The sequence below is a fragment of the Leclercia sp. W6 genome (assembly GCF_003336345.1).
Lineage (GTDB): Bacteria > Pseudomonadota > Gammaproteobacteria > Enterobacterales > Enterobacteriaceae > Enterobacter.
Genome location: NZ_CP031104.1, coordinates 2930936 through 2953020, shown reverse-complemented (window position 1 = coordinate 2953020; position 22085 = coordinate 2930936). Strand labels below are relative to the sequence as shown.

The 22085-nt window shown below is 56.0% G+C and carries 20 protein-coding genes and 1 pseudogene; 16 read left to right on the top strand and 5 right to left on the bottom strand.

The features are described from left to right. The first annotated feature begins 2 nt into the window (after window positions 1–2). A complete protein-coding gene (thrC, locus tag DVA43_RS14395) occupies window positions 3–1289 on the top strand; it encodes a threonine synthase (protein WP_114315929.1) in 1287 nt (428 codons plus the stop codon). A 289-nt stretch (window positions 1290–1578) separates the two neighbouring features. After that, window positions 1579–1866 (top strand): DUF2502 domain-containing protein, encoded by a 288-nt coding sequence (locus tag DVA43_RS14385; RefSeq protein WP_103823195.1) that lies wholly within the window; start codon window positions 1579–1581, stop codon window positions 1864–1866. 30 nt (window positions 1867–1896) lie between these two features. Here DVA43_RS14385 and yaaA read toward each other — a convergent pair whose 3' ends face one another. Together yaaA and DVA43_RS14375 are read right to left on the bottom strand one after the other, a co-directional pair. Continuing rightward, window positions 1897–2670: a peroxide stress protein YaaA gene (yaaA, locus tag DVA43_RS14380; RefSeq protein ID WP_103823196.1), complete on the bottom strand. Its 774-nt coding sequence runs from the start codon at window positions 2668–2670 to the stop codon at window positions 1897–1899. Window positions 2671–2736: 66 nt separating this feature from the next. Beyond that, window positions 2737–4167: a sodium:alanine symporter family protein gene (locus DVA43_RS14375; RefSeq protein ID WP_114315927.1), complete on the bottom strand. Its 1431-nt coding sequence runs from the start codon at window positions 4165–4167 to the stop codon at window positions 2737–2739. 261 nt (window positions 4168–4428) lie between these two features. On the opposite strand from DVA43_RS14375, the gene tal reads away from it, so the two are divergent. The 3 genes from tal to DVA43_RS14360 all read left to right on the top strand — a co-directional run bounded on the left by tal (window position 4429) and on the right by DVA43_RS14360 (window position 7512). Beyond that, a complete protein-coding gene (gene tal, locus DVA43_RS14370; RefSeq protein ID WP_114315926.1) occupies window positions 4429–5382 on the top strand; it encodes a transaldolase in 954 nt (317 codons plus the stop codon). A 111-nt stretch (window positions 5383–5493) separates the two neighbouring features. After that, window positions 5494–6081 (top strand): molybdopterin adenylyltransferase, encoded by a 588-nt coding sequence (gene mog / locus DVA43_RS14365; RefSeq protein WP_114315925.1) that lies wholly within the window; start codon window positions 5494–5496, stop codon window positions 6079–6081. A gap of 123 nt (window positions 6082–6204) precedes the next feature. Next, entirely contained in the window at window positions 6205–7512 is a 1308-nt protein-coding gene (locus DVA43_RS14360; protein WP_114315924.1) for an MFS transporter, read from the top strand. Between the two features lie 43 nt (window positions 7513–7555). Here the strand turns inward: DVA43_RS14360 and satP are convergent, their stop codons facing one another. Continuing rightward, on the bottom strand, window positions 7556–8125 hold the full coding sequence (satP, locus tag DVA43_RS14355) for an acetate uptake transporter (RefSeq protein WP_114315923.1): 570 nt from the start codon (window positions 8123–8125) through the stop codon (window positions 7556–7558). 296 nt (window positions 8126–8421) lie between these two features. On the opposite strand from satP, the gene dnaK reads away from it, so the two are divergent. The 4 genes from dnaK (at window position 8422) to nhaR (ending at window position 13868) form a co-directional block, all read left to right on the top strand. Next, window positions 8422–10341 (top strand): molecular chaperone DnaK, encoded by a 1920-nt coding sequence (gene dnaK / locus DVA43_RS14350; RefSeq protein WP_103823202.1) that lies wholly within the window; start codon window positions 8422–8424, stop codon window positions 10339–10341. Between the two features lie 86 nt (window positions 10342–10427). Then, a complete protein-coding gene (gene dnaJ / locus DVA43_RS14345) occupies window positions 10428–11561 on the top strand; it encodes a molecular chaperone DnaJ (RefSeq protein ID WP_103178209.1) in 1134 nt (377 codons plus the stop codon). Window positions 11562–11733: 172 nt separating this feature from the next. Next, a complete protein-coding gene (gene nhaA / locus DVA43_RS14340) occupies window positions 11734–12909 on the top strand; it encodes a Na+/H+ antiporter NhaA (protein ID WP_114315922.1) in 1176 nt (391 codons plus the stop codon). 59 nt (window positions 12910–12968) lie between these two features. Continuing rightward, window positions 12969–13868, top strand: coding sequence for a transcriptional activator NhaR (gene nhaR, locus DVA43_RS14335; protein WP_103178211.1), 900 nt, complete (start codon window positions 12969–12971; stop codon window positions 13866–13868). A 59-nt stretch (window positions 13869–13927) separates the two neighbouring features. Here the strand turns inward: nhaR and rpsT are convergent, their stop codons facing one another. Further along, window positions 13928–14191: a 30S ribosomal protein S20 gene (rpsT, locus tag DVA43_RS14330; RefSeq protein ID WP_008502037.1), complete on the bottom strand. Its 264-nt coding sequence runs from the start codon at window positions 14189–14191 to the stop codon at window positions 13928–13930. A 154-nt stretch (window positions 14192–14345) separates the two neighbouring features. On the opposite strand from rpsT, the pseudogene DVA43_RS25135 reads away from it, so the two are divergent. From DVA43_RS25135 to ispH, 6 genes and pseudogenes are all read left to right on the top strand, one after another. Continuing rightward, a pseudogene (locus DVA43_RS25135) lies at window positions 14346–14513 on the top strand (DUF2575 domain-containing protein). A gap of 7 nt (window positions 14514–14520) precedes the next feature. After that, a complete protein-coding gene (gene ribF / locus DVA43_RS14320; protein ID WP_114315921.1) occupies window positions 14521–15459 on the top strand; it encodes a bifunctional riboflavin kinase/FAD synthetase in 939 nt (312 codons plus the stop codon). 33 nt (window positions 15460–15492) lie between these two features. After that, window positions 15493–18309, top strand: a complete 2817-nt coding sequence (ileS, locus tag DVA43_RS14315) for an isoleucine--tRNA ligase (RefSeq protein WP_114315920.1) — start codon at window positions 15493–15495, stop codon at window positions 18307–18309. Beyond that, window positions 18309–18809, top strand: a complete 501-nt coding sequence (gene lspA / locus DVA43_RS14310) for a signal peptidase II (RefSeq protein ID WP_103178215.1) — start codon at window positions 18309–18311, stop codon at window positions 18807–18809. Before ileS ends, lspA begins: the two co-directional genes overlap by 1 nt. Window positions 18810–18902: 93 nt before the next feature. Beyond that, a complete protein-coding gene (gene fkpB / locus DVA43_RS14305) occupies window positions 18903–19352 on the top strand; it encodes an FKBP-type peptidyl-prolyl cis-trans isomerase (RefSeq protein ID WP_103823207.1) in 450 nt (149 codons plus the stop codon). Between the two features lies 1 nt (window position 19353). Next, window positions 19354–20304 carry a 4-hydroxy-3-methylbut-2-enyl diphosphate reductase gene (gene ispH / locus DVA43_RS14300; RefSeq protein WP_028015471.1) on the top strand — a complete coding sequence of 317 codons (951 nt, stop codon included), beginning with the start codon at window positions 19354–19356 and terminating at the stop codon, window positions 20302–20304. A 19-nt stretch (window positions 20305–20323) separates the two neighbouring features. Here the strand turns inward: ispH and DVA43_RS14295 are convergent, their stop codons facing one another. Then, entirely contained in the window at window positions 20324–21226 is a 903-nt protein-coding gene (locus tag DVA43_RS14295; RefSeq protein ID WP_114315919.1) for a LysR family transcriptional regulator, read from the bottom strand. A 92-nt stretch (window positions 21227–21318) separates the two neighbouring features. Between DVA43_RS14295 and DVA43_RS14290 the strand changes: the two genes are divergently transcribed. Beyond that, window positions 21319–21960, top strand: a complete 642-nt coding sequence (locus tag DVA43_RS14290; protein WP_114315918.1) for an alanyl-tRNA editing protein — start codon at window positions 21319–21321, stop codon at window positions 21958–21960. The last annotated feature ends 125 nt before the right edge of the window (window positions 21961–22085 follow it).

Sequence of the window (22085 nt, the reverse complement as noted above, 5' to 3'; positions counted from 1 at the left end):
CGATGAAACTCTACAATCTTAAAGATCATAACGAGCAGGTAAGTTTTGCACAGGCAGTAACGCAGGGGCTGGGCAAAAACCAGGGGCTGTTCTTCCCGCACGATCTGCCGGAATTCGGTCTGACCGAAATTGACGAGATGCTGAAGGAGGATTTCGTCACCCGCAGCACCAAAATTCTTTCCGCCTTTATTGGCGACGAAATCCCGAAGGAGCTGCTGGAAGAGCGCGTTCGCGCGGCCTTTGCCTTCCCGGCACCGGTAAGCCAGGTCGAGCCGGACGTCGGCTGCCTTGAGCTGTTCCACGGCCCGACGCTGGCATTTAAAGATTTTGGCGGCCGCTTTATGGCGCAGATGCTGACTCACATCAGCGGTGATAAGCCAGTAACCATCCTGACCGCCACCTCCGGCGATACCGGGGCGGCGGTGGCGCATGCCTTCTACGGCCTGAAAAACGTTCGCGTCGTGATCCTCTACCCGCAGGGTAAAATCAGTCCGCTGCAGGAAAAACTCTTCTGTACGCTCGGCGGCAACATTGAAACCGTCGCTATCGACGGGGATTTCGATGCCTGTCAGGCGCTGGTTAAGCAGGCCTTCGATGATGAAGAACTGAAAGTGGCGCTGGGTCTGAACTCCGCCAACTCCATCAACATCAGCCGCCTGCTGGCGCAGATCTGCTATTACTTCGAAGCGGTGGCCCAGCTGCCGCAGGAAGCGCGTAATCAGCTGGTGATCTCGGTGCCGAGCGGCAACTTTGGCGACCTGACAGCTGGCCTGCTGGCGAAGTCTCTGGGCCTGCCGGTGAAACGCTTTATCGCGGCCACCAACGCCAACGACACCGTTCCTCGTTTCCTGAAAGAGGGCAAGTGGACGCCAAACGCGACGCAAGCCACCCTGTCTAACGCGATGGATGTCTCACAGCCTAACAACTGGCCGCGTGTGGAAGAGCTGTTCCGCCGTAAAATCTGGCGTCTGAATGAGCTGGGTTACGCTGCGGTGACTGACGAAACCACCAAAGAGACCATGCGTGAGCTGAAGCAGCTGGGCTACATCTCTGAACCCCATGCCGCGGTGGCGTATCGCGCCCTGCGCGATCAGCTGAACCCGGGCGAGTACGGCCTGTTCCTCGGCACCGCGCACCCGGCGAAGTTCAAAGAGAGCGTGGACGCGATCCTGGGCGATTCCCTGCCGCTGCCGAAAGAGCTGGCCGAACGTGCCGATCTGCCGCTGCTGTCGCACAACCTGCCGGCCGATTTTGCGGCGCTGCGCCAGTTGATGATGACGCGCGGGTGATTGTTTGTTGCCGGGTGGCGCTTCGCTTACCCGGCCTACACGAGCTCGAATTGTAGGCCCGGCAGGCACAGCGCCGCTGGGCATCAGGCCGCACAATCCAGCCGGGGACCTCTGCGTTACCCGGCTTTTTTATGGAGAAATTAAGGAGAGAAATAGCAGGGAAAAAGTAGAAATTCCCAATAAATGCGGACACTTACAGAATAGGATTGCAGAGAATAACATCCTACCTCTCCCTCACGTAATCTCCTGACATCGGCCCACAACGGGCAAGATCAATAAGGAGTAACCTATGTCGAAACTGAAACCTGTGCTGATCGCGCTTTCTCTGATGCTGGTGGCTCCGATGGCGGCTCAGGCCTCTGAAATCACCCTGGTACCGGCGGTCAAACTGCAAATTGGCGATCGGGACAAGCAAGGACACTACTGGGATGGCGGCCACTGGCGTGACCATGACTGGTGGAAATCTCACTACGAGTGGCGGGACAATCGCTGGCATCCGCATGGCGAGCATCACGATAATCGCCATCACGATCGTCATGACGATCACCGTCCGGGACCGGACCGGAAGCACCATTAAAATTACCCCGCCAACCGGCGGGGTTTTGCTTTACTGCTCGTGGCGCTTAAACACCAGCTCACCTTTCCCTGATGCTTCTTCATCAAAGAAATAACCTTCGCTGTCGAATGCTTTCAGTTGCTCTGGCTGGGTCAGACGGTTTTCAATGATGTAGCGGCTCATCAGCCCGCGCGCTTTTTTGGCGTAGAAGCTGATCACTTTGAATTTGCCATTCTTCTCGTCCAGGAAGACAGGCTTGACGATCTCCGCGTTCAGCTTTTTCGGTTTGACCGATTTGTAGTATTCATCGGATGCCAGGTTGATCAGGACATTGTCGCCCTGCGCCTTCAGCGCCGCGTTCAGCGTGTCGGTGATGGTCTCGCCCCAGAACTGATAGAGGTCCTTCCCTCTCGCGTTTTCCAGGCGGATCCCCATCTCCAGGCGGTAAGGCTGCATCAGATCCAGCGGGCGCAATACCCCGTACAGGCCGGAGAGCATGCGCAAATGCTGCTGGGCAAAATCAAAATCCGCTTCGCTAAAGGTTTCTGCCTGCAGACCGGTATAAACATCGCCTTTAAAGGCCAGAATCGCCTGACGCGCGTTGGATGGGGTGAAATCGGGCTGCCAGTCGTGGAAACGGGTGGCATTCAGATCCGCCAGCTTGTCGCTGATGCTCATCAGGGTCGCAATTTGCGGAGCCGAAAGTTTCCGCGCCTCGTGGATCAGCTGTTGCGAGTGATCCAGCAGTTCCGGCTGGGTATAGCGCTCGGTGGCAAGTGGGCTCTGGTAATCGAGCGTTTTGGCAGGTGAAATCAGAATCAGCATATCCAGTCCTTGCAGGAGATTTGGTGCGATTTTAACAAAAAAACCGCCTCGATTGATCGATGGCTGTTATTGACGCGGCAAATCATCCCAGGCGCCGGGGGCGAGCTGTTCTTCAATCTCAGGATAACGCGAGGCATCAAAGACCGGCTGGACGCCCAGCTTGCGCTGACGCAGATAGTCCCGGGCAATCAGGGTCACCACCGGGGAGAGCAGCAGGATAGCTGTCAGGTTGGCGATGGCCATCAGGGCCATGATGATATCCGCCAGCTGCCAGACCATCGGCAGGCTTAACAGCGATCCGAGCAGCACCATCAGCACAACGCCGCCCCGTAATACCCAGCGCGATCGCCGGGCATCGGGATGCAGAAAGATCAGATTATTTTCGGCATAGATGTAATTCACCACGATGGAGCTGAACGCGAACAGGATAAGGATAAACCCTACAAATCCGGCTCCCCAGCCCCCGGTCAGGTTTATCAGCGCCTGTTGCAGCAGCTGTATGCCTGCGGTATCTGCTGGCAGATCCATCGGCCCTGCCAGCAGCACGATCATGGCGCTGGCGGTGCAGATAATGATGGTATCGACGAAGACGCCGATCATCTGCACCAGCCCCTGAGAGGCCGGGTGAGGGGGGCAGGAGGCGGCGGCGGCTGCGGCATTCGGGGTTGAGCCCATGCCCGCTTCGTTGGAAAACATGCCGCGCTGGAAACCCGCCGTCAGGGCCTGACTCAGAGTGTAGCCCAGCGCCCCGGCGGCTGCTTCGCGCCAGCCAAAGGCGCTTTTGACGATCAGGCTGAAGACGGCAGGTAACTGTTCGGCATGCCAGGCGCAGATGATCAGGCTGGTCATGAGCCACAGCAGCGCCATCGCCGGCACCATCCACTGCATCAGCCGGGCGACGCCTTTGATGCCGGTGACGATCACCAGCAGCGTGAACGCGGCCAGCATGCCGCCGGTGATGATTTCCGGGCAGTCAAAGGCGAAGCGCAGCGCATGGGCCACCGAGTGGGCCTGGACAGTGTTAAAAATAAGACCGTAAGCGACGAGCAAAAAGAGTGAAAAGAGCACGCCCATCCAGCGCATGCCGAGACCCCGGGCCATGTACCAGGCTGGGCCACCGCGAAATTGCCCCTGTTTATCCGCTTCCTTATATAGCTGTGCCAGCGAGCACTCTGCGAAGGAGGTCGCCATACCGATAATGGCGGTCATCCACATCCAGAATATTGCCCCCGGGCCGCCAGCGGAGATGGCCAGCGCGACCCCGGCCAGGTTACCGCTGCCGAGCCGGGCCGCCAGACTGGTGCAGAGCGCCTGGAATGAGGTTAAGCCTCCCGGCTGCGGGCTCAGGCTATTTTTCAGATTAATGCGCAGTTGAGGAAGGGCGCTAAATTGAATAAACCCGCTGCGAACAGTGAACCAAAGACCTGCCGCAAAAAGCAGGTATATCATCACCGAACCCCACAGGATTTCATTAATAAACGACAGATAATCAGGCACTAACGTCCCTCGTGTTGATGCCAAAGTGCATAGGTAATCGCTTCGAGCGATTGAACAAACAGTGAATGGGTGATCTGTTATTTTGCCGAGTTTATCACAGTATCCTTCAGCGCATTGTCTGCGGTTGCGCTGACCTTCCGTCGTGTTATCATCAGGGCAGACCGGTTACATCCCCCTAACAAGTAAACCTGTCATTTTTCCGTTTCTGGCATCTTGCTGGTAACGCGAATTATCCAGGGCAAGTTAAAGAGAAACACTATCATGACGGATAAATTAACCTCCCTTCGTCAGTTCACGACTGTTGTCGCTGACACCGGAGATATCGCGGCAATGAAGTTGTACCAGCCGCAGGATGCCACAACGAACCCTTCTCTGATCCTTAACGCTGCACAGATCCCTGAATACCGTAAACTGATCGACGATGCTGTTGCCTGGGCGAAAAGCCAGAGCAGCGATCGCGCACAGCAGGTAGTGGATGCTACCGACAAACTGGCTGTGAACATCGGTCTGGAGATCCTGAAACTGGTTCCGGGCCGTATCTCCACTGAAGTGGATGCGCGTCTCTCCTACGACACCGAAGCCTCCATCGCGAAAGCCAAACGCCTGATCAAACTGTACAACGATGCGGGTATCAGCAACGACCGTATCCTGATCAAACTGGCTTCCACCTGGCAGGGCATCCGCGCTGCAGAGCAGCTGGAAAAAGAAGGCATCAACTGTAACCTGACTCTGCTGTTCTCCTTCGCCCAGGCGCGTGCGTGTGCAGAAGCGGGCGTTTACCTGATCTCGCCATTCGTTGGCCGTATTCTGGACTGGTACAAAGCCAATACCGACAAGAAAGAGTACGCGGCGTCCGAAGATCCGGGCGTGGTTTCCGTTACCGAGATTTACGAGTACTACAAACAGCACGGTTATGAAACCGTGGTGATGGGCGCAAGCTTCCGTAACGTGGGCGAAATCCTGGAACTGGCTGGCTGTGACCGTCTGACCATCGCACCTGCGCTGCTGAAAGAGCTGGCAGAAAGCGAAGGTACCATCGAGCGTAAGCTGAGCTTCAGCGGTGAAGTGAAAGCCCGTCCAGAGCGCATCACTGAATCTGAGTTCCTGTGGCAGCACAACCAGGATCCAATGGCGGTAGACAAACTGGCGGACGGTATCCGTAAGTTTGCCATCGACCAGGAAAAACTGGAAAAAATGATCGGCGACCTGCTGTAATCATTCCAGCGTGACCGGGCTCCCGGTCACGCTACCTCTCTCATACCCTGTCTGAATCGCCTTCCTGCGTGTATCATTCCCCTTAATCTGTATTGTTTGAATGGAATGGATATGAATACCTTACGCATTGGCTTAGTTTCCGTCTCAGATCGCGCCTCCAGCGGTGTCTATGAAGATAAAGGCATCCCCGCGCTGGAAGCCTGGCTGGCGTCTGCCCTGACTACGCCGTTTGAAGTACAAACCCGTCTGATCCCGGACGAGCAGGCCGTCATTGAGCAAACCCTGTGTGAACTGGTGGATGAAATGAGCTGTCATCTGGTGCTGACAACCGGCGGCACCGGTCCGGCACGACGCGATGTGACCCCGGACGCAACGCTTGCCATTGCCGACCGCGAAATGCCGGGCTTTGGCGAACAGATGCGCCAGATCAGTCTACACTTTGTGCCAACGGCAATCCTGTCACGCCAGGTCGGGGTGATCCGCAAGCAGGCGCTGATCCTCAATTTACCAGGCCAGCCGAAGTCCATTAAAGAGACGTTGGAAGGGGTTAAAGAGGCTGACGGCAAAGTTGTGGTAGCGGGGATCTTTGCCAGTGTACCGTATTGTGTACAGCTTCTTGAAGGGCCTTATGTCGAAACCGATCCGCAGGTGGTAGCAGCTTTTCGCCCGAAAAGCGCGAGGCGTGAAACAATCTCCTGAAATTAACAATAATGTGACATAAGCTGTAACGATAGTAGCGTGCTGATTGATTTACGGTATAGTAATTTTTTCTTTACGATCGCTGTAAATATAATCCAATAATTAAGCCCAGAATGGTTCGCTATGTCACATTACAACCGGCCTCTCACTCGTCAGGATTATAAAACCCTCACGCTTGCCGCACTCGGTGGCGCGCTGGAGTTTTATGACTTCATCATTTTCATCTTCTTTGCCGCTGTCGTCGGGGAGCTGTTCTTCCCGCCTGACATTCCCGAATGGCTGCGTCAGGTTCAGACCTTTGGCATTTTCGCCGCCGGTTATCTGGCGCGCCCGCTGGGCGGCATCGTAATGGCCCACTTCGGCGATCTGGTCGGGCGTAAGAAGATGTTCACCCTTAGCATCCTGCTGATGGCGGTACCCACCCTGGCGATTGGCCTGTTGCCAACCTATGCCTCCATGGGCATTCTCGCGCCGATCCTGCTCTTACTGATGCGCATCCTGCAGGGGGCGGCGATCGGTGGTGAAGTGCCTGGGGCATGGGTATTTGTGGCGGAACATGTTCCGGCCCGGCGGATCGGCATCGCCTGCGGCACGCTGACCGCAGGGCTGACCGTCGGCATTCTGCTGGGCTCGGTGGTGGCGACGCTGGTGAATACCAGCATGACCCAACAGGCGGTACACGACTGGGGCTGGCGTATTCCATTCCTGCTGGGCGGCGCGTTTGGCCTGGTCGCCATGTATCTGCGCCGCTGGCTGCAGGAGACACCGGTATTCCTTGAGATGCAGCAGCGTAAGGCGCTGGCGCAGGAGCTGCCGGTGAAAGCGGTGGTGGTGCGGCACAGAAAGGCGGTGGTGGTATCGATGCTGCTCACCTGGCTGCTCTCAGCGGGTATCGTGGTGGTGATTTTGATGTCGCCGGTCTGGCTGCAAAAACAGTACGGCTTTGCGCCGGCGGTGACGCTGCAGGCCAACAGCATCGCCACCATCATGCTCTGCTTCGGCTGCCTGATTGCCGGGCTGGCGGTGGATCGTATCAGCTCCAGCCTGACCTTTATTATTGGCAGCCTGCTGCTGGCCGGGTCGAGCTGGGCGTTTTACCATCTTGCGGGCAGCCATCCTGAACAGCTGTTCCTGCTGTATGGCACGGTGGGGCTTTGCGTGGGTGTGGTGGGCGCTGTGCCGTACGTGATGGTCCGCGCCTTCCCGCCAGAGGTGCGCTTCACCGGTATTTCGTTCTCCTATAACGTCTCGTACGCCATCTTCGGCGGCCTGACGCCGGTTGCCGTAACCCTGCTGATGGGCGTGTCGCCAATGGCACCCGCCTGGTATGTGCTGGCGCTCTCGTTGATGGGACTGGCGCTGGGAATTTGGCTACGGCAGGGGATGATAGAGAAAGAGGTGCCGGAACTGGCTAGCTCCGCTCGCGGATAAACGCCGGAGAGATTTCGTGCCCGCGGAGCGGGCACAAAGGGGATCAGTGTTTTTCACCAATCGGCAGAACGGTGCGACCGAACTGCTCGTTCAGGACTTCACCCATTGCCAGGTAGATGGCGCTGGCGCCGCAGACCAGGCCAACCCAGCCCGCCACGTGGATAATGGCTTCGCCGTTATCCACCAGGTGACCCACTGCCAGCAGGGCGAACAGCACGGTCAGGCTCAGGAAGACGAACTGCAGCGCGCGGTTACCTACCAGCGTGCCGAAGAACATGAACAGCGTGAAGACGCCCCACAGGCCCAGATAGACACCCAGGAACGGTGTATTAGCCGCATCGGCCAGGCCCATTTTCGGCATCAGCAGAATGGCGACCAGGGTCAGCCAGAAAGAGCCGTAAGAGGTGAATGCGGTTAAACCGAAGGTGTTGCCTTTCTTATATTCCAGCAGGCCCGCGAAGATCTGTGCGATACCGCCATAAAAAATGCCCATCGCCAGGATAACGCCATCCATCGGGAACATCCCGATATTATGCAGGTTCAGCAGAATGGTGGTCATGCCAAAACCCATCAGGCCCAGCGGAGCCGGATTAGCCAACTTAGTGTTGCCCATAAGTCCTCAAAAAAATCATCATTAATATGGTGAAATAGTGGTTCCCACGCCAATACTCCCTGGCGGGGCGCGGCATCATAATGGGCGCCATCGATGCCGTCTATGATCTAATCAGGGTGAAATTAAAAAATTTTTTATCCATCCCCCTTGATGGATGCCGTTGCGACCCCATCTTGTAGTCAACCGCAGTGTGTGGACCTGAAAAAATTCAAATCTGGGCAGTTGAAAAAGCACCTTTTGCCCTTATTACAGGTACACAACCACATGTTGACCGAATTTATAGTGGAGACGTTTAGATGGGTAAAATTATTGGTATCGACCTGGGTACTACCAACTCTTGTGTAGCGATTATGGACGGCACTACTGCACGTGTGCTGGAGAATGCCGAGGGCGATCGCACCACGCCTTCTATCATTGCCTATACCCAGGATGGTGAAACTCTGGTTGGTCAGCCGGCTAAACGTCAGGCAGTGACAAACCCGCAAAACACGCTGTTTGCGATTAAGCGCCTGATTGGCCGTCGCTTCCAGGACGAAGAAGTTCAGCGTGATGAAGCCATCATGCCGTACAAAATCATCGGCGCTGAAAACGGCGACGCCTGGATTGATGTTAAAGGTCAGAAAATGGCACCGCCGCAGATCTCTGCTGAAGTGCTGAAAAAAATGAAGAAAACGGCGGAAGATTACCTGGGTGAGCCGGTAACTGAAGCGGTTATCACTGTACCAGCCTACTTCAACGATGCGCAGCGTCAGGCGACCAAAGACGCAGGCCGTATCGCGGGTCTGGAAGTCAAACGTATCATCAACGAACCAACCGCAGCGGCACTGGCTTACGGTCTGGATAAAGAAGTTGGCAACCGCACCATCGCGGTATACGACTTGGGTGGTGGTACTTTCGATATCTCTATTATCGAAATCGACGAAGTTGACGGCGAAAAAACCTTCGAAGTTCTGGCAACCAACGGTGATACCCACCTGGGTGGTGAAGACTTCGACAGCCGTATGATCAACTACCTCGTTGACGAATTTAAGAAAGATCAGGGCATTGACCTGCGTAACGATCCGCTGGCGATGCAGCGCCTGAAAGAAGCCGCAGAAAAAGCGAAAATCGAGCTCTCTTCTGCGCAGCAGACCGACGTGAACCTGCCGTACATCACTGCAGACGCCACCGGTCCAAAACACATGAACATCAAAGTGACTCGCGCGAAACTGGAAAGCCTGGTAGAAGACCTGGTTAACCGTTCCATCGAGCCGCTGAAAGTTGCGCTGCAGGATGCGGGCCTGTCCGTATCTGAAATCCAGGACGTTATCCTGGTAGGTGGTCAGACTCGTATGCCAATGGTTCAGAAGAAAGTCGCTGAATTCTTTGGTAAAGAGCCGCGTAAAGACGTTAACCCGGACGAAGCCGTTGCTATCGGTGCTGCTGTTCAGGGCGGCGTACTGACCGGTGATGTTAAAGACGTACTGCTGCTGGACGTTACCCCACTGTCTCTGGGTATCGAAACCATGGGCGGTGTGATGACTCCGCTGATCGCCAAAAACACCACCATCCCGACCAAGCACAGCCAGGTGTTCTCTACCGCTGAAGACAACCAGTCTGCGGTAACCATCCACGTGCTGCAGGGTGAGCGTAAACGTGCCGCAGATAACAAAGATCTGGGCCAGTTTAACCTCGACGGTATCAGCCCGGCGCCGCGCGGTATGCCTCAGATCGAAGTCACCTTCGACATCGATGCTGACGGTATCCTGCACGTTTCCGCGAAGGACAAAAACAGCGGTAAAGAGCAGAAGATCACCATCAAGGCCTCTTCTGGTCTGAACGAAGAAGAGATCCAGAAAATGGTTCGCGAAGCAGAAGCGAACGCCGAGTCTGACCGTAAGTTCGAAGAGCTGGTTCAGACCCGCAACCAGGGTGACCATCTGCTGCACAGCACCCGTAAGCAGGTTGAAGAAGCGGGCGATAAACTGCCAGCTGACGATAAAACCGCTATCGAGTCTGCACTGAGCGCGCTGGAAGCTTCCCTGAAGGGCGAAGACAAAGCCGATATCGAAGCGAAAATGCAGGCACTGGCGCAGGTTTCCGGGAAGCTGATGGAGATCGCACAGCAGCAGCACGCACAGCAGCAGGCTGGCGCAGGCGCTGACGCTTCTGCGAACAACGCGAAAGATGACGATGTTGTCGACGCAGAGTTTGAAGAAGTGAAAGACAAAAAATAATCGCCCTTTGAACGGGTAATACACTGGCACGGGCGAAGAGGTTTCCTCTCCGCCCGTGCACGCATGTTAGGGGCAGATAAAACAAGATGGCAAAGCAAGACTATTACGAGATTTTAGGCGTTTCCAAAACAGCGGAAGAGCGTGAAATCAAAAAGGCGTACAAGCGCCTGGCCATGAAATATCACCCGGACCGCAACCAGGGTGACAAAGAGGCCGAAGCCAAATTTAAAGAGATCAAAGAAGCCTACGAAGTCCTGACCGATGCGCAGAAACGTGCGGCTTACGATCAGTACGGTCATGCCGCGTTTGAACAGGGCGGCATGGGCGGCGGCGGTTTTGGCGGCGGCGGCGCAGATTTCAGCGATATCTTTGGTGACGTGTTCGGCGATATCTTCGGCGGCGGCCGCGGTCGTCAGCGTGCAGCCCGTGGCGCAGACCTGCGTTACAACATGGAGCTGACGCTGGAAGAGGCGGTCCGTGGCGTGACGAAAGAGATCCGCATTCCGACGCTGGAAGAGTGTGACGTTTGCCACGGCAGCGGCGCGAAGGTGGGCACCAAGCCGCAGACCTGTCCAACCTGTCACGGCTCCGGCCAGGTGCAGATGCGTCAGGGCTTCTTCGCGGTGCAGCAGAGCTGTCCGCACTGTCAGGGTCGCGGTACGCTGATCAAGGATCCGTGCAACAAATGTCACGGTCACGGTCGCGTCGAGAAGACCAAAACCCTCTCTGTTAAAATCCCGGCGGGCGTGGATACCGGCGATCGTATTCGTCTGTCTGGCGAAGGCGAAGCAGGCGAGCATGGCGCACCGGCAGGCGATCTGTACGTTCAGGTACAGGTGAAGCAGCACGCGATTTTTGAACGTGAAGGTAACAACCTGTACTGCGAAGTGCCGATCAACTTTGCGATGGCGGCGATGGGCGGTGAGATTGAAGTGCCAACGCTGGACGGCCGTGTAAACCTGAAAGTGCCTGGCGAAACCCAGACCGGCAAGCTGTTCCGTATGCGGGGCAAAGGCGTGAAATCCGTCCGTGGCGGCGCGCAGGGCGACCTGCTTTGCCGCGTGGTGGTCGAAACTCCGGTTGGCCTGAACGAAAAACAAAAGCAGCTGCTGAGAGAACTGCAGGATAGCTTTGGTGGCCCGACCGGTGAAAATAACAGCCCGCGCTCCAAAAGCTTCTTTGATGGCGTGAAAAAATTCTTTGACGATTTGACTCGCTAATGCTGAGCTAACGTTGTCCCCGAAGCCCGGAAGCGATTCCGGGCTTTTTTATCCCTGAAATAATCAGATCGAAAAAACTGAGTCTATAGTTAACATTAACCTGCTTTTGCCGATGAATATCCGTGCGTATGATGGTTTTAACGAAGGATTGTCGTAAAAAGAGAGAGTAATAGTGAAACTTTTGAATCGTTTTTTCCGCAATGAGGCCTCTGGGGGCATCATACTTATGCTGGCCGCAGCCATCGCTATGCTGCTGGCAAACCTGGGTCCAACCCGCGGCCTGTATCACGCTTTTCTGGAAACACCCGTTGAGTTACGTGTCGGCGTGCTGGAAATCAACAAGAACATGCTGCTGTGGATCAACGATGCACTGATGGCGGTCTTTTTCCTGCTGGTGGGGCTGGAGGTCAAGCGTGAGCTGGTCCAGGGCTCCCTGGCAAGCCGTCAGCGCGCGGCGTTTCCGGTGATTGCCGCCATCGGCGGGATGGTGGTTCCGGCCCTCATCTTTCTGGCTTTTAACTATCAGGATCCCATTGCCCGGGATGGCTGGGCGATCCCGGCAGCAACGGACATCGCCTTTGCGTTGGGCGTTCTGGCGCTGTTAGGTAAACGCGTGCCGATGGAGTTAAAAATCTTCCTGATGGCGCTGGCGATCATCGATGACCTGGGCGCAATCGTCATTATTGCCCTGTTCTATACCAGCGAACTGTCGGTGCTGTCGCTGGCGGTAGCGGCGGCGGCCATCGCGGTGCTGGCGCTGCTCAATATCTGCAATGTCCGTCGCATTGGTATCTATCTCCTGGTGGGCATGGTGCTGTGGACGGCTGTACTGAAATCGGGCGTGCATGCCACTCTGGCCGGCGTGATTATCGGTTTCTTCATGCCGCTGGAGGCGCAAGAGGGTAAATCGCCGGCGAAGCAGCTCGAGCACGTGCTGCATCCGTGGGTCGCTTTTATGATCCTGCCGCTCTTTGCCTTCGCAAACGCGGGTGTTTCCCTTGAGGGCGTCACGCTGGATGGATTGATGTCGATGCTGCCGCTGGGGATCATCGCCGGGCTGTTTATCGGTAAGCCGCTGGGGATTGGCCTCTTCTGCTGGATGGCGCTGAAACTGAAGCTTGCCACCTTGCCGCACGGAACCACCTGCCGGCAGATCATGGCCGTTGGCGTGCTGTGCGGGATCGGCTTTACAATGTCGATCTTTATCTCAACACTGGCGTTTGGCGCGAATGCCCCTGAGCTTATCATCTGGGCTAAGCTGGCTATCTTAACCGGATCGCTGTTGGCTGCGTTTGTAGGTTATATGTTGCTGAAGACGAAATTGCCATCGCAGGCGCATCCGGCGTAACGGGACTCCGGGAGGGACAGGCAGCCCTCCCGTTAACACAATCAGGGAGCGAGGATCGTATGTCTCATCTTAACTACAACCATCTTTACTACTTCTGGCATGTCTATAAAGAGGGGTCGGTTGTCGGCGCTGCAGAGGCGCTCTACCTGACGCCGCAGACGATTACCGGGCAGATCAAAGCGCTGGAGGAGCGCCTGCAGGGCAAGCTCTTCAAGCGTAAGGGGCGCGGTATTGAGCCAAGCGAACTGGGTGAACTGGTGTTTCGCTACGCCGACAAAATGTTCACCCTGAGCCAGGAGATGCTGGATATTGTGAATTACCGTAAGGAGTCGAACCTGCTCTTTGATGTGGGCATTGCGGATGCACTGTCAAAGCGGCTGGTCAGCGGGGTGCTGGATGCGGCAGTCGTGAAGGATGAGCAGATCCACCTGCGCTGTTTTGAATCGACGCACGAGATGCTGCTGGAGCAGTTGAGCCAGCATAAGCTGGATATGATTATCTCTGACTGCCCCATCGACTCCACGCAGCAGGAAGGCCTTTTTTCGGTGAAGATTGGTGAATGCGGCGTCAGCTTCTGGTGCAGTAATCCGCCGCCAGAAAAACCGTTCCCCGCCTGTCTGGAAGAGCGCCGTTTACTGGTTCCCGGGCGTCGTTCGATGCTGGGACGCAAGCTGCTGAACTGGTTTAACTCCCAGGGACTGAACGTTGAAATTCTGGGTGAGTTTGACGATGCTGCATTGATGAAAGCGTTCGGCGAAGCGCATAACGCCATTTTTGTCGCCCCAACGCTCTATGCGCAGGATCTCTATGCGGATGAGAAGATTACCGAGATTGGCCGGGTGGACAACGTGATGGAAGAGTATCACGCCATTTTTGCCGAAAGGATGATCCAGCATCCGGCGGTACAACGTATCTGTAATCAGGATTACGCTGCGCTGTTTACGCCACCGGTACTCTGAAGGCATAAAAAAACCCGCGTTAAGCGGGTTCTTTTAAAACAAGCAACAACAAATAGCGATTAAGCCAGTTTGTTGATCTGCGCGGTCAGGTTAGCCTTATGACGCGCTGCTTTGTTTTTGTGGATCAGACCTTTAGCAGCCTGACGATCCACGATTGGTTGCATTTCGTTAAATGCGTTCTGCGCAGCAGCTTTGTCGCCAGCTTCGATAGCTGCGTATACTTTCTTGATGAAAGTACGCATCATAGAGCGACGGCTTGCATTGTGCTTACGAGCCTTTTCAGACTGGATAGCACGTTTCTTAGCTGATTTGATATTAGCCAAGGTCCAACTCCCAAATATGATCTATGTGGACAATTCAAAGGCCGAGGAATATGCCCTCTATACCTTCTTTTGTCAATGGATTTGTGCAAATAAGCGCCGTTAATGTGGCGACGCTACGTTACGTAGTGATGGCGCAGGATTCTACCAGCTTGTCGTGTCTGAATACAGCTTTTCGGCACAAAAAACGTTATCTGCCGACAGTTTTTTTCGCTCTGAAAGGTCAGCATGATGAAATCATTACAGCTTTCTGTTTTGCGGCAACAATCGCCGGTTAACCTTAACCGCTGTACAAGGTATACTCTGGCGATTTTCACTGTTTTGAGCCAGTCATGAAGCTGATACGCGGCATACATAATCTCAGTCAGGCCCCGCACGGGTGTGTGCTGACTATTGGTAATTTCGACGGCGTGCATCGTGGGCATCAGGTGCTGTTGCAGGGATTGCGTGAAGAGGGACGGGCACGGGGTCTGCCGGTCGTCGTAATGATTTTTGAACCGCAGCCGCTGGAACTCTTCGCCAGCGAAAAGGCGCCTGCGCGACTGACCCGTCTGCGTGAAAAATTACGCTATCTGGCGCAGTGTGGCGTGGACTATGTCCTGTGCGTCCGGTTCGACCGACGCTTTGCCGCCCTGACGGCACAAAATTTTGTTGGCGACCTGCTGGTCGATCGCCTTGGGGTACAGTTTTTGGCGGTGGGCGATGATTTCCGCTTTGGCGCTGGTCGTCAGGGGGATTTCTTGCTATTACAGAAGGCTGGTCTGGAGTATGGCTTTGACGTCACCAGCACTCAGACCTTTTGCGAAGGCGGCGTGCGCATCAGCAGCACGGCGGTTCGCCAGGCTTTAGCCGATGACGATCTGGATACCGCCGCAAAACTGCTCGGACGCCCGTTCTCCATTTCCGGACGGGTCGTGCACGGCGATGAACTGGGTCGCACCATTGGTTTCCCTACGGCGAATGTACCGCTGCGCCGTCAGGTTTCCCCGGTTAAAGGGGTTTATGCGGTAGAAGTGACGGGGCTAAGTGATAAGCCTTTACCGGGTGTTGCCAATATTGGTACCCGTCCGACAGTTGCTGGCGTGCGCCAGCAGCTTGAAGTGCATTTGCTGGACGTTGTAATGGACCTCTACGGTCGCCATATAGATGTAATCCTGCGTAAAAAAATACGCAATGAGCAGCGATTCGCCTCGCTTGATGAGCTGAAAGCGCAAATCGCGAGAGATGAATTAACAGCCCGCGAAATATTTGGGCTATCGAACCCGGCTTAATGCCTGAGATATAAATACGGAACCGAGAATCTGATGAGTGACTATAAATCAACCCTGAATTTGCCGGAAACAGGGTTCCCGATGCGCGGCGATCTCGCCAAGCGCGAACCGGGAATGCTGGCGCGTTGGACCGATGATGACCTGTACGGCATCATCCGTGCAGCCAAAAAAGGTAAAAAAACTTTCATTCTGCATGATGGCCCTCCCTATGCGAATGGCAGCATTCATATTGGTCACTCTGTAAACAAGATTCTGAAAGACATTATCGTTAAGTCCAAAGGCTTAATGGGCTATGACTCGCCTTACGTTCCAGGCTGGGACTGCCACGGTCTGCCGATCGAGCTGAAAGTGGAGCAGGAGTTTGGCAAGCCGGGTGAGAAATTCACCGCTGCTGAATTCCGTGCTAAATGCCGCGAATATGCCGCCACGCAGGTTGATGGTCAGCGTAAAGACTTTATCCGTCTGGGCGTACTGGGCGACTGGTCGCATCCGTACCTGACCATGGACTTCAAAACCGAAGCCAACATCATCCGCGCGCTGGGCAAAATCATCGGCAACGGCCACCTGCATAAAGGCGCTAAGCCGGTGCACTGGTGCGTGGACTGCCGCTCTGCGCTGGCTGAAGCGGAAGTTGAGTATTACGACAAAACCTCTCCGTCCATCGACGTAGCCTTTGAAGGCGTCGATCAGGAAGCGCTGCAGGGCAAATTTGGCCTGCCGGGCGTAGAAGGCCCAATCTCGCTGGTCATCTGGACCACCACCCCGTGGACCCTGCCAGCCAACCGCGCGATCTCCCTCTCTGCGGAGTTCGAATACGCGCTGGTACAGGTTGAAGGCCGCGCGCTGATCCTGGCGAAAGATCTGGTTGAGAGCGTGCTGAAGCGCGCGAATATCACCGACTACCAGGTACTCGGCACCGTGAAGGGCGCTGAGCTGGAGCTGATGCGCTTTAAGCATCCGTTCCTCGATTTCGATGTGCCGGCGATCCTGGGCGAGCACGTTACCCTGGAAGCGGGTACCGGTGCGGTACATACCGCCGGTGGCCACGGTCCGGACGACTACAACATCAGCCTGCAGTACGGTCTGGAAATCGCTAACCCGGTTGGCCCGGATGGCGCTTACCTGCCTGGCACATACCCAACGCTGGACGGTGTTAACGTCTTTAAAGCCAACGATATCATCGTCAACATGCTGCGCGACAACGGCTCGCTGCTGCACGTTGAAAAAATGCAGCACAGCTATCCGTGCTGCTGGCGCCACAAAACGCCAATCATCTTCCGTGCGACCCCGCAGTGGTTTGTGAGCATGGATCAGAAAGGGTTGCGTGCGCAGTCACTGAAAGAGATCAAAGGCGTGCAGTGGATCCCGGACTGGGGCCAGGCGCGTATCGAATCCATGGTGGCGAACCGTCCTGACTGGTGTATCTCCCGTCAGCGTACCTGGGGCGTACCGATGTCTCTGTTCGTGCATAAAGAGACCCAGGAACTGCACCCGCGCACGCTGGAGCTGATGGAAGAAGTCGCTAAGCGCGTTGAAGTGGACGGCATTCAGGCGTGGTGGGATCTCGATTCCCGCGACATCCTGGGCGCAGATGCGGATAATTACGAGAAGGTGCCGGATACGCTGGACGTCTGGTTCGACTCCGGATCCACTCACGCCTCCGTGGTTGACGTGCGTCCTGAGTTTGCCGGTCACGCTGCCGACATGTATCTGGAAGGTTCTGACCAACACCGCGGCTGGTTCATGTCATCTCTGATGATCTCCACCGCCATGAAGGGCAAAGCGCCTTACCGTCAGGTACTGACCCACGGTTTCACCGTCGATGGTCAGGGCCGTAAGATGTCCAAATCTATCGGTAACACCGTTTCTCCGCAGGACGTGATGAACAAGCTGGGCGCGGATATTCTGCGTCTCTGGGTGGCATCCACCGACTACACCGGCGAAATGGCGGTTTCTGACGAGATCCTGAAACGTGCTGCCGACAGCTATCGTCGTATCCGTAACACCGCACGCTTCCTGCTGGCGAACCTGAATGGGTTTGATCCGGCAAAAGACATGGTGAAACCGGAAGAGATGGTAGTGCTGGATCGCTGGGCGGTAGGCTGTGCCCAGGCGGCGCAGGAAGATATCGTTAAGGCGTACGACTCCTACGACTTCCACGAAGTGGTGCAGCGCCTGATGCGCTTCTGCTCCATCGAGATGGGCTCGTTCTACCTCGACATCATCAAAGACCGTCAGTACACCGCCAAAGCGGACAGCGTGGCGCGTCGTAGCTGCCAGACAGCGCTGTACCACATCGCGGAAGCGCTGGTGCGCTGGATGGCGCCGATCATGTCCTTCACCGCAGATGAGATCTGGGGCTACCTGCCAGGCGACCGTGAGAAGTATGTCTTCACCGGCGAGTGGTATGAAGGTCTGTTTGGCCTGGGCGAAACCGAAGCCATGAACGATGCCTTCTGGGACGAGCTGCTGAAAGTGCGCGGCGAAGTGAACAAGGTGATCGAGCAGGCGCGTACCGACAAGAAAGTGGGCGGCTCTCTGGAAGCGGCAGTAACCCTGTACGCTGAACCAGAGCTGGCGGCGAAGCTGACGGCGCTGGGCGATGAATTACGATTTGTCCTGTTGACCTCCGGTGCAAAAGTTGCGGATTATGCCGATGCGAGCGCTGATGCCCAGCAGAGCGAACTGCTCAAAGGGCTGAAAGTGGCGCTGGCGAAAGCCGACGGCGAGAAGTGCCCGCGCTGCTGGCACTACACGACCGATATCGGCAAGGTGGCGGAACACGCAGAGATCTGCGGACGCTGTGTCAGCAACGTCGCCGGTGATGGCGAAAAACGTAAGTTTGCCTGATGAGTAAATCACTCTCTTCAACAGGGCTGCGCTGGCTGTGGCTGGTAGTGGTCGTGCTGATTATTGATCTGGGCAGCAAATACCTGATCCTCCAGAACTTCGCTCTGGGGGATACGGTTCCGCTGTTCCCGTCGCTTAATCTGCACTATGCGCGTAACTATGGCGCGGCGTTTAGCTTCCTGGCGGATAGCGGCGGCTGGCAGCGCTGGTTCTTTGCCGGTATCGCACTCGGTATCTGCGTGGTGCTGGCTGTGCTGATGTACCGTTCGAAAGCCACGCAAAAGCTGAACAACATCGCCTACGCGCTGATCATTGGCGGCGCGCTGGGTAACCTGTTCGACCGTCTGTGGCACGGCTTTGTGGTCGATATGATCGACTTCTACGTCGGCAACTGGCACTTCGCCACCTTCAATCTGGCCGATACGGCGATTTGTATCGGTGCGGCGCTGATTGTGCTGGAAGGCTTCTTGCCGAAGCCCGCAGCGAAAGAGCAGGCGTAACAAACCCGCCGGGCGGCGCTGCGTTTGCACCGGCCTACGATGAGTAGGCCCGGTAAGCGCAGCGCCACCGGACAAAATGAGTGAGCACTCAGCATGTCTAAATCCGTACAGTCCAACAGCGCGATGCTGGTTCATTTCACGCTGAAACTCGATGATGGCTCCACGGCGGAGTCCACCCGCAATAACGGCAAACCGGCGCTGTTCCGTATGGGTGACACCTCTCTGTCTGAAGGTCTTGAGCAACAGCTGCTGGGGCTGAAAGAGGGGGATAAAAAAAGCTTTTCACTGGAACCGGATGCGGCGTTTGGCGTGCCGTCCCCGGACCTGATCCAGTACTTCTCGCGTCGTGAATTTATGGATGCAGGAGAGCCTGAGATCGGGGCGATAATGCTCTTTACCGCTATGGATGGCAGCGAAATGCCAGGTGTGATCCGTGAAATCAACGGCGACTCGATTACCGTTGACTTCAACCATCCGCTTGCCGGGCGTACCGTTCATTTTGATGTAGAAGTGCTGGAAATCGATCCGGCACTGGAGGCCTGAAATGCAGATCCTGTTGGCTAACCCGCGCGGCTTCTGCGCCGGTGTAGACCGCGCTATCAGCATTGTTGAAAACGCGCTGGAGATCTACGGCGCGCCGATTTACGTGCGTCATGAAGTGGTACACAACCGCTACGTGGTGGATAGCCTGCGCGAGCGTGGGGCGATCTTCATCGAGCAAATCAGCGAAGTGCCGGACGGCGCTATTCTGATCTTCTCCGCGCATGGCGTTTCCCAGGCCGTGCGTAACGAAGCCAAAAGCCGCGATCTGACCGTCTTCGACGCTACCTGTCCGCTGGTGACGAAAGTACATATGGAAGTGGCCCGCGCCAGCCGTCGTGGTGAAGAGTCGATCCTGATTGGCCACGCCGGTCACCCGGAAGTCGAAGGCACCATGGGCCAGTACAGCAACCCGGAAGGGGGGATGTATCTGGTTGAGTCCCCGGAAGATGTCCTGACGCTGAACGTGAAAAACGAAGCCCGTCTGTCGTTTATGACGCAGACCACGCTTTCGGTTGATGATACGTCGGATGTGATTGATGCCTTGCGCCAGCGCTTCCCGAAAATCGTCGGGCCGCGTAAAGATGATATCTGCTACGCAACCACTAACCGTCAGGAAGCGGTGCGCGCCCTGGCAGAACAGGCGGACGTGGTGCTGGTGGTCGGCTCGAAAAACTCCTCTAACTCCAACCGCCTGGCCGAACTGGCACAGCGAATGGGCAAGGCGGCGTTCCTGATCGACGACGCGACGGACATCCAGGAAGCGTGGGTTAAAAACGCGGCCTGTGTCGGTGTCACCGCCGGTGCTTCCGCGCCGGATATCCTGGTGCAGAACGTGATCGCCCGCCTTCAGGAGTTGGGTGGGGGTGAAGCCGTTCCGCTGGAAGGGCGCGAAGAGAACATCGTCTTCGAAGTCCCGAAAGAGCTGCGAATCGACGCCCGCGAAGTAGAATAAGGTTTAAAAATGCCAGTCATCAGGTGACTGGCATTTTTTCATTCAGATAGTTGATCATGGCTCGCATTCTGGCTGGCATATGCTTGTTACGCGTCCAGAGCAGCCATAAATCGCCCGAATAGCTGCTGATAAACGTCCACTCCGGCAGAACCTGTACAATTTCCCCTTTTTCAAGCGCCTCACGGGCCGTAAACAGCGGCAAACTCCCGACACCTACATGGTGTTTGACCGCATCCAGCCGCACGCCCGTGTGGTTAGCCGCGTAGCGGCCGTGCGTCTGGACAATCTCCGTTTTTCCCTGCGAGGTAAATTTCCAGCGTGAATCGGCCGGGGTTTCACCGAGCGAAATACAGCTATGGCCCCGGAGATCGTGCGGATGCTGAGGCGTGCCTGCGCGACGAAGGTATTCTGGCGTCGCGCAAATAATATGGGTTACCGGCATCAGCGGTTTTCCGTACAGGCCTGGAGAAGGGGTATCGGTGATCCGTAATGCCAGATCGACACCGTCATCGATCAGATCCATGTAGCGATCTTCCAGGCGCAGGCAGACATCTATTTGCGGATAGCGCGCCAGGAATGCCGGCATTAGCGGATGGATCACGAACCGTCCCACGGCTTTCGGTACGCTTATCGTGAGCTTTCCCTGCGCAATGGTTTGCAGACTGCTGCCGGAATCCATTGCCTGTTGTGCCGCGTCCAGCATATCCAGGGCATGTTCATAGACCGATTTTCCGGTTTCGGTAAGTGCCAGCTTGCGCGTGGTACGGTTCAGTAACTTACACCCCATCTCCTTCTCCAGGCGTGAAACACAACGGCTGATCGCCGAGGGGGTCGCACCCGTAATACGGGCTACGGTTGAAAAATTGCCATGTTCGACAATGGTAACGAAGGTCGCGAGATCGGGAAGCAGTGCAGGTTTCATTTGTGCATACCAGGCAAGAGTGCATTGTTTGAAAGGCCAATTATCGATGCTTAAGTGATGAATATACTGTCAGGGTACAGAGGAGAACAACCATGACAGAACGACTTTATTACACCAGTGAAGCGACGGAAGGCCGCGCGAAAGTCATCCGTTGCACTGAAGAGGCGGATGGCCGTTACGCCGTCGAGCTGGATCAAACCCTTTTCCATCCGCAGGGCGGCGGACAACCAGCAGATCGGGGCTTCATCGCCGGGATCGCGGTGGAGAGCGTGAACCTGCGTGGAGAGCAGGTCATTCACATTCTGGCCCGGCCGCTTGTGCCTGGTGAGGTGGACATTCAGGTGGATAACAGTGCGCGGGTGCGACATTCCCGCTGGCATAGCGCAGGCCATTTGATCGGTTATGCCGGTGAGCGATGCGGTTGGGAACCGGTAAAAGCCCACCACTGGCCCGGTGAAGGACGAATTACCTTCACGGCTCGGGACCTTAAGAGCGCAATACCTGATGCCAGCGCGCTAACCGCCCTTATCAACGGCTGGAAAGCGGACAATCTGCCCTGTCATACAGAAATGGAAGCGGGCAGACGCAAGGTTCGCTTTGGCGATCTTCCGGCTTATTCGTGTGGCGGAACGCATGTTAGCCAACTGGCGGAAATAGGTGAAATGGAGATCCTGGGGATGAAAATAAAAAAAGGGCAGCTGGTCGTCACTTATGCCCTTCACGAGCAGGCGTGACTGGAGTGTGATTAATCCGACAGGGCGCAAGGCTTGAAAGAAGGTAGGGCTGTTAATCTTGTAGGCTTGCCATGTTTCCTGCCCGGGCCGGAGATAACCTCCTGCCCCCTACGCTGGCGGTGCAT

Bases quoted from the DNA above. Each gene is read 5' to 3' on its own strand.
- ribF (WP_114315921.1), top strand. From the start codon at position 14,521: ATGAAGCTGATACGCGGCATACATAATCTCAGTCAGGCCCCGCACGGG.
- dnaJ (WP_103178209.1), top strand. From the start codon at position 10,428: ATGGCAAAGCAAGACTATTACGAGATTTTAGGCGTTTCCAAAACAGCG.
- DVA43_RS14290 (WP_114315918.1), top strand. From the start codon at position 21,319: ATGACAGAACGACTTTATTACACCAGTGAAGCGACGGAAGGCCGCGCG.
- dnaK (WP_103823202.1), top strand. From the start codon at position 8,422: ATGGGTAAAATTATTGGTATCGACCTGGGTACTACCAACTCTTGTGTA.
- yaaA (WP_103823196.1), bottom strand. From the start codon at position 2,670: ATGCTGATTCTGATTTCACCTGCCAAAACGCTCGATTACCAGAGCCCA.
- tal (WP_114315926.1), top strand. From the start codon at position 4,429: ATGACGGATAAATTAACCTCCCTTCGTCAGTTCACGACTGTTGTCGCT.
- nhaR (WP_103178211.1), top strand. From the start codon at position 12,969: ATGTCTCATCTTAACTACAACCATCTTTACTACTTCTGGCATGTCTAT.
- lspA (WP_103178215.1), top strand. From the start codon at position 18,309: ATGAGTAAATCACTCTCTTCAACAGGGCTGCGCTGGCTGTGGCTGGTA.
- ileS (WP_114315920.1), top strand. From the start codon at position 15,493: ATGAGTGACTATAAATCAACCCTGAATTTGCCGGAAACAGGGTTCCCG.
- satP (WP_114315923.1), bottom strand. From the start codon at position 8,125: ATGGGCAACACTAAGTTGGCTAATCCGGCTCCGCTGGGCCTGATGGGT.
- mog (WP_114315925.1), top strand. From the start codon at position 5,494: ATGAATACCTTACGCATTGGCTTAGTTTCCGTCTCAGATCGCGCCTCC.
- DVA43_RS14295 (WP_114315919.1), bottom strand. From the start codon at position 21,226: ATGAAACCTGCACTGCTTCCCGATCTCGCGACCTTCGTTACCATTGTC.
- DVA43_RS14385 (WP_103823195.1), top strand. From the start codon at position 1,579: ATGTCGAAACTGAAACCTGTGCTGATCGCGCTTTCTCTGATGCTGGTG.
- DVA43_RS14360 (WP_114315924.1), top strand. From the start codon at position 6,205: ATGTCACATTACAACCGGCCTCTCACTCGTCAGGATTATAAAACCCTC.
- thrC (WP_114315929.1), top strand. From the start codon at position 3: ATGAAACTCTACAATCTTAAAGATCATAACGAGCAGGTAAGTTTTGCA.
- fkpB (WP_103823207.1), top strand. From the start codon at position 18,903: ATGTCTAAATCCGTACAGTCCAACAGCGCGATGCTGGTTCATTTCACG.
- ispH (WP_028015471.1), top strand. From the start codon at position 19,354: ATGCAGATCCTGTTGGCTAACCCGCGCGGCTTCTGCGCCGGTGTAGAC.